Origin of the sequence: Pseudomonas putida, assembly GCF_005080685.1 — a bacterium.
Lineage (GTDB): Bacteria > Pseudomonadota > Gammaproteobacteria > Pseudomonadales > Pseudomonadaceae > Aquipseudomonas > Aquipseudomonas putida_V.
This window is the reverse complement of sequence record NZ_CP039371.1, coordinates 1,612,212-1,624,614: the sequence shown is the minus strand read 5'-3', so window position 1 is coordinate 1,624,614 and position 12,403 is coordinate 1,612,212. Positions and strand designations below refer to the sequence as shown.

Genomic DNA, 12,403 nt, shown 5'->3' with positions numbered 1-12,403 from the left:
CTTGAGTCATGCGAGAATTTTCCTCGCAATGGCTGCGTATTCGAAATTGGCCGTCAAATAAGCTCGGCCTCGTTCGCCCATGGCCTGCAGGGCAGCCGGATCGCGGACAACAAGTGACCTGAAGGCAGCAGCCAGCTCCTCTGGCCGATCCGGAACAACCGAAATGCCACAACCTGCGTCAGCCAATGGGTCGTTAAACGCTCGATAAGCCCCTACCACAGGCACTCCAAGCGCCATGTAGTCGTACAGTTTGTTCAAACTGATGCCGAACCTGTAGATCGGCAGGTCGTGCATGACGAAAAAGCCTGCATCAACGCTCTTCAGGGCCTCAACAATGACGCTCTTGTCGACCTGACCGTAAAAGCTCACGTAGTCGAACGCCCGTTCTGCACAGCGACGCTCGAGTGCTTCGGCTTGTTCGCCCTTGCCCACGATGACGAATCGAATGTTGCGACCTGCCGGAAAGGACAAGTACTCGAGGGCATCCACAAATTTATGCATCGCATTGGGCTCACCCAAGGCTCCAGCATAAAAGTAGATGAACTCTCCATTGCGTCTGAACGACTCCAAATCCGACAGCAGGAGATGCGCATGTGCCTGCACGGCTGAGGGCGCAAGCGAAAAACCATTCGGTGCATAGACGAAGCGGCTTTCAGACAAACCACGCTTGCCCATATATTCAAAAGCTCCCGGCAGTAGCGATATGACCTTGTCAGATGCCCGGTAGGCGAGGCGCTCGATATTCGCTAATAACCAGACAATCGGGTGACGTGTGCTGACACCCGCAACCTCGACAAGACTCAACGGCCACAGATCTCTGACCTCGAAATAGATGCGAGCCTTGTAGAGCTTCGCCATAAGCAGCGCACTTGGGTAAGCAAATGGGTGAGCTGACGAGTAGATGATCAGATCTGGGCGCATGTCGCGCGGTAGCTTGATCAGAAACACCAGCAAAGTGAAGGCGAAAAACAGCATCGCCAGCAGCCGCTTCAATCCATTACCCGCGTACTTCAGGGCCGGTAGAAAACTGTAAGCCACCCCACCGTGCTCCGATCGCCCCACCGCCATCGCCTCTCCCTCCATCAGATGATGATAGGCAGGCGAGACGACAGTCACTTCATGTCCCTCTCTTTTCCATTCACAGGCCAAGTGATAGGCACGCCAATAGCGACCCACCCCTGGCCCACCCGCGTATGGGTTTACATACATTATTTTCATGTATGCCTCATGCGGCTTTCAGTGGAAATGTACTCAAATACTGGGCGATCTTACTGGACGCCTGCCCACCACCGTAGAGGTTATCTGGGTCCAAAATAGCGCGCCCGTGGTTGCGATTCACCGCGTCAACAATTCGGTCGGAATCGGCACCTACCAAAACATTCGCGCCGCAAGTAATCAATTCAACCCATTCAGTCTGGTCGCGCATGGTTACGCATGCCTTTCCGAAGAAAAACGCCTCTTTCTGCACACCACCGCTGTCGGTGAGCACCAGACCACAGCGCTGCAACAGCCAGATCATTTCCAGATAACCGACAGGGTCAATGACGTGGGCGTCCAACTTCAACCCCAATCGCCCTACAACACCTCGCGTACGTGGGTGCAAAGGAAGCACAACCGGAGCAACCTTTCGATTGATTTCATTCAGAGCTTGCACGATTGAGGCAAGACGGACTGGGTCGTCCGTATTTTCGGCGCGGTGCAGCGTTGCTAGAACAAATCCTGATGGCGGAACTGATTCGGCTGGCGCAGTGGCCCGTTGAGCGAAGAAAATAGCACTATCCTGCATGACGTCGCCGACATTAAGGATTTTCACAGACTTCTCGGAGAAACCTTCATTCTTGAGGTTGTCAATCGCAACTTCTGTAGGGCAAAACAGGACGTCGCTGACCTGATCGGTCAGAATGCGATTGACCTCTTCAGGCATGCGCATGTTATAGCTGCGCAGCCCAGCCTCAATGTGCGCAACTGGAATATTCAGCTTGGCGGCCGCCAAAGCACCAGCCAACGTGGAGTTAGTGTCGCCATAGACCATGACACGATCCGGGGCTTCCCTGAGCATCACGCTCTCAATTTCGATGAGCATGCGACCGGTCATCTGCCCGTGAGAGCCGCCATGGATATCCAGTTGGTAGTCCGGCTTTGGTATACCGAGTTGTTCAAAGAAAATGTCCGACATATTGGCGTCGAAGTGTTGCCCGGTATGAACAATGATCTCATCCAGCTCCAGCTTTTGGCCGATCGCTCGCGAGACCACACTTGCCTTGATAAACTGTGGCCGTGCGCCGATAATAGTAAGTATTTTCAAAGAAAACTCCATCACACCAGCTTCGCGTATATCCCAAGGAGGACTTTCTCCTCAATGGACCAATTATATTTTTCCTGGACTGAGCGCTGACCACGGCGCCCCATCGCTTCAGCTTCGGCAGGATGTTCTACCAAATAATCGATGGCCGCTGCGATTTTCTCGGGATCCATTGGGTCCACACACAGACCGCACCCATTACCCTCGATGATCTGGCGCCATAGAGGAAAATTAGAAGCAATGACAGGAACCCCGGCACTCATGTATTCAAACATTTTATTAGGCTGCGCATCTATGTGATTCGGTGCGGACAAGAAAGTAACTATCCCACCCACGGATCGGGAAAGTGCATCGCGAACTCCCTCTCTGCTCACAAAGCCGAGCTCATCCACGTGTGACCACCCTTCATCGGCCTTCGCCGATTTTTCAACTAAACTCTCTGAAAATCGACCGCCCAATTGCAGGCGCACGCCACTTTTCACATAGGACATGGCGGATACAACTTGTGAAATGCCCCGAATCGCAGCTATACCGCCAATGTAGCTTACCTCCTTTTCTTTTTTTGACCAATCAATTTCACCACACGCGAGCTCACCGATCATGGGAAAATTGCTGACAGTATAGCTTGCAGGGTTTATTGACTTAAACTTTTCGGTAATAAATGGTGTCGCCGTGATAATGACATCGAAGCGCTTACAAATGACCCTTTCTATAACCTTGAACAAGTTAGAGAGTAAAAATTTTGACAAGCCATTCAAATAGGGCTTACCCATCAACTGCTTCGGAAGATCTTCATGGGCGTCAAATATTACTTTTTTCCCTTTAAGCTTGAGCCTCAAACCGACAGGCAATAGCTCCGGATCATGAAAATGATAAATCTGCGCATCCAGTTCTAGCGCCTTATCGTAGACTTTTCGCGTTGCTACCATCATCCGGTTGAGTCTACCCGCCGAAGCGCCAACATCGTGGATGCCTACCAAATCTCGAACTTCATTCCCCTTCCCATCAGCGACTACTAAGTGCGTTTCATGTCCGGCTTGGGCGAGGCTTCTGCATTCCTTTAAAAAAATTCTAGTATCATATCTAGGATGAGCAGAGGTTAGGTGAGCAATCTTCATGAGTTACCTTTGGAAATATTTAGCTCTTGATAAATGACCGGATCTTGGACTACTGATCGCTTACGTGAAAGGTACATCATCAAAATCGCAATACCGAAACCATGAGTCAACATAACTGTAAATAGATCTGATGAAAGTAGAAGACTTCGCAATGGAACAAGTGAAATAGCAACAGCTACCCAAATCGGCATTCTGCCACTTGACAAATCATTGACCAGCTTGAGCAGAAGCCCTACGAGGGTTGCATAGAAAAAAACTCCGAAGAGACCTGCATGTGCATAACCACTTGATACAAAGCCATTATTAGCCCCCATATCAGGCTTACCCAAATATCCCCCAATCACGTAGGGAATACCTATATCGCCGTATGGATAGATAAAGAGGGACGAAAGCACAGAATTCGACCAATATACCTGAGCATGGGTTGAGAAGTAGTCAAAATATACAAAACAGAGGTCCGCGGGAACATAAAAGACTCTTCGAGACAGCAATGACGACAACCACAAATCATCCAAAAAAGAATAACTCAACAAAGATAATAGCATGACGCCAACACACGCAACTGGAAGGATAAGCAAGGAATCCGAGCGCCCAAGGTAAAACCAAACACTGACAACCAGGATCGGAAGAAAGAGTATGGACTTATGGGAAGCAATTGAAAAAAAATAAACCTGAACAGCAAGCAATAAAACGACAATTAAATATCGCCGTGCTAAAAGCGCAAAACAAATCAAATAAATCGTAAATACTTGAAAGGTCCAATTATTTGTGTATGCAAAAACACCTTGCGCTGTCAGCTCAGCATTTTGCTCACGATATTCGTATACTGCGGAAAAATCCAGATTAGATTTCGCTCCAGAGAAATAAAACCAGACGACAAGGAATACGACAAACACGAGCGATAATGCGACAGCCAATACACGCCCCCCCAGAACCACCGGCAGCCCCCTGAAATTAATAAAATTTTGACAGCAAATCAAATATGCATACACTAATGCCCCGATTGAAATAAGAACCGGAAATACAGGGCGACTCGCATCTAGGCCATATAACGATGTCAGCGGTGCCACTAGCGACAACACGGCCGTCGCAAAAAAATAATGACTAACATGCCTTACCCGATCCGACAATAAAAACAAGGATAAAACATAGATCAACCAGGAAGAGACATAGTTTAGCAACTGTATATCAAGTACAAACCCCTCAGAAGCGAAGGACCCTGCTATCACGGTAATATAGGAGGCATCCAACAGCGCTCTAAACAGAAGAACAAAAAAAACAAACAAAAATCTATGCAAGCTGATTTTTAGCTCAGTGGATTTCATAATACCTCCGCACAAAAATCAAGGCTCATTTCGCGCTAAACTCTCGAAAGCCACATAACTCTAGAAGGCTCAACCCAAGAAAATCTGATGCCAGCGGTAGAAATTAATCCAACGCCATACTTGAGGAGTGAATTTTCTACCACCTTCAACTATTAACTCAAATTCGCGAAGCACCCGATCGCTAGATAGAAACGGTAGCTGTACACCGTCTTTGAGCCAACCCCTTATTTTATCTGAATTCTGTATTATGAAGTCGCGCTCTGGGGTTTCAAAGCCAACTTTGTCACGCCTATTAAGAACTTCTTCTGGCACGATCCCACGCATGGCAGCGCGGAAAATATGTTTCGTTTCTCCTTGATCCGAGATCAGGTAATGCTCTGGGACGGATAGAAGGAGCTCTGAAAGCTTTGTTGTCAGAAAGGGAACCCGGCTTTCAATTGAAAAGCGCATAGAATTTCGGTCGCCGTGACGTAGCAGGTGCTGCAGACCTCGCTGATGCAATGAAGCTGAGAGTTCTGCAGTTAATCGACGCCCCCTTAGGTCCACAGGGCATTGACGTCGCGTGTTCTCGCATCGAACGCCAGCGTCGCGCAAACTACCTTCATGCATCCACTCAGGTATGTTGGTTCGCCCATCCAATCTACGTAATGAGTCGTTGAGTTTACCCGAGGTGAATTGACCTAGAGTCGAGCCTATACCCCACTTGATGCTGCGGCCAGGCCATTTTGACCAATTTCTCAGGAATCGTATGGCGCGGCTGTATTCACCATTCTCAATAAGGCTGCGGATACGCTGCCCAGGGTAACCGCTATAACCTGCCAGCATTTCGTCAGCACCTTGACCGTCCAGAGTTACCGTGACTCCTCGCTCCCTGGCAAGCTGGTAGACTCGATATTGGGCATAAATGCTTGTACTGCCAAAAGGCTCACCTTGAACACTTATCATATCATCAAGATCACGAATCAAATCTAATGGCGATACGACGACCTTGTTTGCATGAGCGCCTACATGCTGATTCACCTGATCCGCCCAATACTCTTCCGATAGAGAGCTCCCTTTGGCGATGTAGCTAAATGTGTGTATCGGCATTTCTGGCTCTACATGGCGCATCGCACAAACCACTGCAGAAGAATCAAGACCACCCGATAGAGCTGCACCAATTGGAACATCACTTCGGAGGTGGAAACGAATACTGGTCAGAAAACGTTCACGCAGCTCATCGGCAGCGTCCGCAAAGCTCAGCTCGGCACGCTCTTCAATACGAGGCGTATACCAAGGTTCTGGTTCAGTCAATTGCCCTGTTGCGATGCTGTAACGTATAATATGCCCAGGCGGAAGATGCAAAACATCTTTAAAAAATGTTTGTTCGTTAGTATCGTAGTCGCCGTGAACTAGATAATCATATGCCCGCTGCCAATTCAGCTCTACCTCACTATTTTTCAGCGCCTTGATCGCTGGGATCTCAGATGCAAAAATAATGTTGCCGTCTTCAAAATTATAAAAGAATGGCTTAATCCCAAAAGCATCCCTAACACAGGTAATAGTACCGTACTCATGATCAAATAGCACAAATGCAAACATGCCCACAAACCGTGACAAGCTTGCTTCTTTCCAATACTGCCAAGCAGCCAGCAATACCTCAGTATCTGAATCAGATCTAAAGATGCACCCCAGCGCGCCCAATTCCCTACGCAACTCTCTGTAGTTATAGATTTCACCATTAAAAACCACAGAATATTTACGATCCTGCGAATACATCGGCTGATGCCCTGCACTCGACAGGTCGATGATTGACAACCTCGTATGACCAAGCACCAGGCGGCTATCATGAAGAGGAGTTATTTCATATCCTGAATCGTTTGGACCACGATGTTGGATAGTGAGCAGCGCGGCTTTCACCCGCTCCTCGAGCGAATTATCTGCCTTTTTCCATACGCCACCTAAAATTCCGCACATAACTATTATCCGAACCTGTGTATTTTTGCGCCAAAGATAATAAAGCCTAAATACAGGCTATACAGGGCAACCTCATGCAGAGTAAACGCGAGCAAGAACACTTCCATACCAGCGTTTCTGAAAATATACAGCGTCGACGTGATGGTCACAAAATAGATCATCTGCCACAACGTTCCAATCTTGATATTGTGATCCATCGCTAGGACAGTACTCAGCGGGCTCACTGCAAAACGTATGGCAACAGCGAAGATCAGCACGGTGGCATAATTACCGGCTTGGCGCCACGTCTCTCCGAATACAAGCGCAAACAGCTCTGGACCGACGACCCATACGAACGCTACCAGCGGCACCATCAGTCCCAACAGGCCAAAAAATAGCTTGAGGACGAAGGGCGCCAACCGATCGGGATTTTCGCGATGCAGCACCACAAAACGCTGAAACAGCACTTGTGAAAACGCAGTTGCGATCAAACTCATTGGTAAGTTCAGCGCTCTGAATGTAAGGCTGAAAATGCCAACAATGTGAGTGTCGTAAAACCTGCTGAGCACGAGCACTGGCATTTGCACTGCGGCATTATCTAGCAACGCACCGATCGTAGAGTATTTGGGAAATTTGCTGTAGCGACGAGCGTTATCAAGCATTGTCGCGACGCTGACCTTTGAAAGCACTGTCCGATCTTCACGCCACGTCCGGGTCAAAAAGACCAGAAGGCCGCTCATTTGCCCGACGAGATAGCCGACCACCAGTCCACCAGCTGACAACCCCTTCAGTACAAATTGAGCAATGGTCATGCCACCACCTTGTGCAACCCTGCTGACAGCCAGGCGCTTGAACTTCTTGGCCCGGTTGTTCCAGTAGTTCAACGCCTGCCACACCCCAGTAACGAAAACGGTAACCGGCAAGAGATAGAGCCATGGCCCAATGGCTTTATTGTTAAGCAGCGCTTGGATGCTCTCATTGAAAAAAAAGACGACTGCCAGCAGCGCAAGGCTGATAGTGCCCGCTATGCTGATCGATAGCGTAACCAGGCTGGCTGCATCTTCGTCCCGTTCAGGCAACATCACTGCGACTTCATACCTCGCAGTGATAATGACGGAGATCATCCCCGCTAGAGACATGTACAAAGCCAGAACACCGAAATCTTCTGGCGTGTACAAGCGAGTCAGCAATGGCATTGCTGCAATCGGGATGGCCTGCGCAAGTGTGGTGCCGGTCATCAGCGTCAGCACATTACGCAGGAAATCACTTTTCCCGCCTCTCAAGGCCCGCAATGCTCTCAGCACGCCTTCAGCGCCGCGACAATTAATTGTTGGTCCAACAGGGTCAGATAGGGGTGCATCGGCAGACTCATCACTTGGCCAGCAACCTCATCACCAACTGGCAGATGGGCGGTTGCGTCAGCAACGGCCGGCTGCTTGTTCAGTGGGATCGGATAGTGTACGGCGGTCGGCACGCCGGCTTCCTTCAGCCTGGCCTGCACTGCATCCCGGTTCTCGACACGCACTGTGTACTGCGCGTAAACACTGACATTATGCGGTTCGATATACGGAATCTTTTCAATACCTGCCTCGGCGAGAAGGCGATCATAGTTCTCGGCAACCTGCTGGCGCAGGGAAATCTCTTCCTCGAAAATTTCAAGCTTGGGCAGTAGGATGGCCGCTTGCAGGGTATCCAGCCGGCTATTCACACCCACGCGAATGTGATGATAGCGGCGATCCTGGCCATGGCGTGCAGTTTGCCGAAGCACAGTCGCCAATTGCTCGTCGTTAGTGAAGATGGCACCGCCATCGCCATAACAACCCAGAGGTTTACTTGGAAAGAAGCTGGTGCAAGAGATTGTCGATAGATTGCAAGAGCGCTTCCCTTTATAGGACGCACCAAAACTCTGCGCTGCATCCTCGATGACGGGAATACCGTGCTTCGTCGCAATAGCATTGATTGCGTCAAAATCAGCGCATTGCCCATACAGGGAAACCGGAATGACAGCCTTGGTACGCGGGGTAATCGCGGCTTCAAGCAATGCTGGGTCGAGATTGTAAGTACGTGGATCAACATCCACATACACCGGTTTCGCGCCCAACAATACAACCGTTTCAGCCGTCGCAATGTAGGTGAATCCAGGGGTGATAACCTCATCGGCAGGGCCAATATTCAATGCCATTAGCGCGATCTGCAATGCATCGGTACCGTTTGCACAGGTGATGCAGTATTTGGCTCCGACAAACCCAGCCAAGCTCTGCTCCAACTCCGCCACTTCCGGGCCAAGAATATACTGGCCGTGGCTTAGCACGCGCTGGATACCAGCATCGATCTTGTCTTTGATCCGAGCTTGCTGGCTTTTCAGGTCAATGAACTCAATCATGTTCAAATATCCACCTTATTCAAGGTAACTCCGCTCAAAACGTAGCGCGCGCCAGTATGCGAGCAAATGGCTTCGTTCTTGTCATCCAGCTCAAGCTGCTCACCAAATTCGCTCATCCATCCGATCTGGCGGGCAGGGACGCCCACCATCAACGCGTATGCCGGGACGTCTTTGTTGATAACCGCGCCTGCCCCCACGAAGGCATATTCACCGATGGTAACGCCACAAACGATGGTGCAGTTAGCGCCGAGGGTGGCGCCTTTCTTGACCAGGGTGTCACGGTATTGATCCTTACGTTCGATCAAGGAACGAGGATTATATACGTTGGTAAAAACCATGCTAGGTCCACAGAACACGCCTTCTTCCAAGGTCACGTTGTCGTAGACCGATACATTGTTCTGAACCTTGCAGCGGTCACCGATCACTACCTTGTTACCTACGAAAACGTTCTGTCCCAGAGAAACGCCCTCCCCAATTCGGGCGCCGGCACACACATGAACAAAGTGCCAGACTCTGGAGCCGTTACCGATCTGCGCGCCCTCATCGATGATAGCGCTCGGGTGCTGAGAGAAATTCATGGTTTAAGACTCACACTTGACTGAGGTTGTTGGAAACCGTTCCGTATCACATGTAAACATGCATGAAGGCCGCTCTCGTCGGCGTCCGACCGGTTAGACTTGAGTATTCGCTGAGACAGGATGCTGAGGTCAAATCCGCTTGCCCGATCATCTAAAGACTCTGGCAGCCTTTTATCGCGACTTCACCAATGCGGCAAGAGACACAATGAACGGACCGCTGTTTCAAGCGATCCGGTCCAATCGTTCAATCAGCGCTAAAGCGCCAACACAAATGGGTGCCCTTCGTTGTCCGCAGCCGCAACAATCTGCGCGCTACGAATAGTGTTGACCGTTTCGACGCAGTGTCGAGCATCCTCGATACCGTAACCACGACCAGCAAGAATTTCTTCATAGCTCGTAGTGTGCAAGTCAGTGAATCCTTCAGAAAACTCCATCTCCTCACCGTTCACAGTGATAGAGCGGTAGGTCGGTTTCTTACCCTTCACTGATTCTGGCAGGTCGTTGGCATCAACCGACAGGAACCAGCGAACACGGGCTTTTTCGTACTCCAGATAGCCCGCAGCCTTGTGTTCGGAGGTGAAGTGCACAATATTGCGCTGCAGCTTGCCGAAAATGAAGTGCAGCATGTCGTAGAAATGCACGCCGATGTTGGTGGCTACACCGAACGACTTACGCGGGTCACCTTTCCAACTTTGCAGGTACCACTTGCCACGTGAAGTGATGTAGGTAAGGTCGACCTCATACTTGTGCGGGTTGTTTTCGCGAGCGACCTTATCCTTCAGCGCGATGATCGCCTGATGATGGCGCAGCTGCAGGATGTTGAACAGACGCTTGCCGGTTTCTTGCTCTACCAGCGCCAGTTCATCCAGTTGCTGCGGTGTTGGTACTAACGGCTTTTCGCAAATCACGTCGCATCCCAGGCGCAGGCCTGCAGCGATGTGCGGGTGGTGCAGGTAGTTGGGCGAGCAGATCGCGACGTAATCCAGTGCGTTAGCCGGGTCGCGCTTGAGCCCATGGGCGTGATCGAGGAAAAACTCGAACTCGGTGAAGAACTCGCTCTGAGGCGAGATGCTATCGATTATGCCAACCGAGTCATTGATATCGTATGCCGACACCAGGCGGTTACCGGTATCTTTAATGGCACGCATGTGGCGCGGAGCGATGTAGCCTGCAGCACCGATCAGAGCAAAGTTTTTCATGAGGCGTCCTTTGAAACGGATGAATCCGCCTGCCCTTATGGACCAGACGGATCAATATGCTGGCGATGCCAATCAGGCCTTGATGATATGCACAGTTGGCGTGCGGTACTTGCCGCGGCTGTCGACGATCAGCTTGGCTTTGGCTTCGATCAGGGCATAGTCGAATTTGTCGTGGTCAGTGGCCAACACCACAGCGTCGAAGCTTGCCAGGTTCTCAGCGGTCAGGGGTTCGCTGCTCAGTTCAAAGTGATGTTCGCGCATCTTCGGAAACACCGGTACATGCGGGTCGCTGTAGGCCACAACGCCGCCTTTGGCCTCGATCAACTCCATGATCTCCACGGACGGCGACTCGCGCATGTCGTCCACGTTCTTCTTATAGGCAATACCTAGAACGAGTACACGGCTACCCTTCAGTGCCTTGCCGGAATCATTCAGTCCGTCCATCAGCTTGCCCAATACATACTCGGGCATGGCCTGGTTCACTTCGCCCGACAGCTCGATGAAGCGAGTGTGCAACCCGTATTCGCGCGCCTTCCAGGTGAGGTAGAAAGGGTCGATTGGAATGCAGTGGCCACCCAAGCCCGGGCCTGGGTAGTAGGGCGTGAAGCCGAAAGGCTTAGTCGCCGCGGCATCGACAACCTCGAAAATGTCGATACCCATACGATCCGCCACGATCTTCATTTCGTTGACCAAGCCGATATTCACTGCACGATGAATATTTTCCAGAAGCTTGGTCATTTCAGCGGCTTTGGTAGAGCTCACCGGCACTACTTGATCAATGGCCTGTTCGTACAGGGCGATACCCACTTCAAGACAGCTAGAAGTATGCCCGCCAATAACCTTAGGGATCGTCCGGGTTTCAAAATTCGGGTTACCCGGGTCTTCACGCTCTGGCGAGTACACCAGGTAGATATTCTCACCTACCACCAGGCCACCTTCTTGCACGCGCGGCAGCAACTCTTCCTCGGTGGTCCCTGGGTAAGTGGTACTTTCCAGGGACACTACCTGCCCCGCTCTCAGGTACGGTTTGAGCGCGTCAGTGGTATTAATCACGAAGCTCATATCTGGTTCGCGATATTTGTTGAGCGGCGTAGGAACGCACAAAATCAACGCGTCGCACTCTGCGGCGCGTTCAAAGTCGATGGTGGCCTCAAATCCGCTTGTCCGAGCCTTGGCGATATTGGTGGCCGAAATGTGCTCAATGTAGCTCTCACCCGCGTTCAGCTTATCAACCTTGGTTTGATCGATATCAATACCCAACACATTGAAGCCGATCGAGTTGTAACGAAGCATCAGCGGCAGGCCGACGTAGCCTAGCCCCACAATACCAATCAAGGCTTGCCGACTTTTGAACTTCTCTACCACTTTATTAATATCTGTCATGCTTTCCAACTCACCTTGAATTTACTTGCCCGTATTCATGAGCAGAACAACGGGTTATCGAACATCATCGATTCATTCGGCAGTCGAGTGAATCCATTCGTCGGCAGTGTAATAATGACACTGACCGTAAAAGCACCACCCTATGAGGCCAGCAGAGAAGGCCTTACTGGATGATGATCG

The 12,403-nt window shown here is 50.5% G+C and carries 10 protein-coding genes; all 10 read right to left on the bottom strand.

Going from position 1 to position 12,403, the window contains the following annotated elements:
• Positions 1 to 6: 6 nt before the first annotated feature.
• The 10 genes from E6B08_RS07715 to wbpA all read right to left on the bottom strand — a co-directional run bounded on the left by E6B08_RS07715 (position 7) and on the right by wbpA (position 12,223).
• On the bottom strand, positions 7 to 1,218 hold the full coding sequence (locus tag E6B08_RS07715) for a glycosyltransferase family 4 protein (RefSeq protein WP_136913483.1): 1,212 nt from the start codon (positions 1,216 to 1,218) through the stop codon (positions 7 to 9).
• A gap of 7 nt (positions 1,219 to 1,225) precedes the next feature.
• The gene (gene wecB / locus E6B08_RS07710; protein WP_136913482.1) at positions 1,226 to 2,305 is read right to left on the bottom strand and encodes a non-hydrolyzing UDP-N-acetylglucosamine 2-epimerase; all 1,080 of its coding nucleotides are present in this window, start codon (positions 2,303 to 2,305) and stop codon (positions 1,226 to 1,228) included.
• A gap of 11 nt (positions 2,306 to 2,316) precedes the next feature.
• Entirely contained in the window at positions 2,317 to 3,420 is a 1,104-nt protein-coding gene (locus E6B08_RS07705) for a glycosyltransferase family 4 protein (protein WP_136913481.1), read from the bottom strand.
• Complete coding sequence (locus E6B08_RS07700) at positions 3,417 to 4,745, bottom strand: hypothetical protein (protein WP_136913480.1); 1,329 nt, start codon at positions 4,743 to 4,745, stop codon at positions 3,417 to 3,419. The genes E6B08_RS07705 and E6B08_RS07700 overlap by 4 nt, the downstream gene beginning before the upstream one ends.
• Positions 4,746 to 4,814: 69 nt before the next feature.
• A complete protein-coding gene (gene asnB, locus E6B08_RS07695; RefSeq protein WP_136913479.1) occupies positions 4,815 to 6,701 on the bottom strand; it encodes an asparagine synthase (glutamine-hydrolyzing) in 1,887 nt (628 codons plus the stop codon).
• Positions 6,702 to 6,706: 5 nt separating this feature from the next.
• Entirely contained in the window at positions 6,707 to 7,984 is a 1,278-nt protein-coding gene (locus E6B08_RS07690) for an oligosaccharide flippase family protein (RefSeq protein ID WP_136913478.1), read from the bottom strand.
• Positions 7,978 to 9,063 (bottom strand): DegT/DnrJ/EryC1/StrS family aminotransferase, encoded by a 1,086-nt coding sequence (locus E6B08_RS07685; protein ID WP_136913477.1) that lies wholly within the window; start codon positions 9,061 to 9,063, stop codon positions 7,978 to 7,980. The genes E6B08_RS07690 and E6B08_RS07685 overlap by 7 nt, the downstream gene beginning before the upstream one ends.
• Positions 9,064 to 9,065: 2 nt before the next feature.
• The gene (wbpD, locus tag E6B08_RS07680) at positions 9,066 to 9,641 is read right to left on the bottom strand and encodes a UDP-2-acetamido-3-amino-2,3-dideoxy-D-glucuronate N-acetyltransferase (protein ID WP_136913476.1); all 576 of its coding nucleotides are present in this window, start codon (positions 9,639 to 9,641) and stop codon (positions 9,066 to 9,068) included.
• Positions 9,642 to 9,895: 254 nt separating this feature from the next.
• Positions 9,896 to 10,840, bottom strand: a complete 945-nt coding sequence (gene wbpB / locus E6B08_RS07675) for a UDP-N-acetyl-2-amino-2-deoxy-D-glucuronate oxidase (protein WP_136913475.1) — start codon at positions 10,838 to 10,840, stop codon at positions 9,896 to 9,898.
• A gap of 72 nt (positions 10,841 to 10,912) precedes the next feature.
• Positions 10,913 to 12,223 carry a UDP-N-acetyl-D-glucosamine 6-dehydrogenase gene (wbpA, locus tag E6B08_RS07670; protein ID WP_136913474.1) on the bottom strand — a complete coding sequence of 437 codons (1,311 nt, stop codon included), beginning with the start codon at positions 12,221 to 12,223 and terminating at the stop codon, positions 10,913 to 10,915.
• Positions 12,224 to 12,403 lie beyond the last annotated feature (180 nt).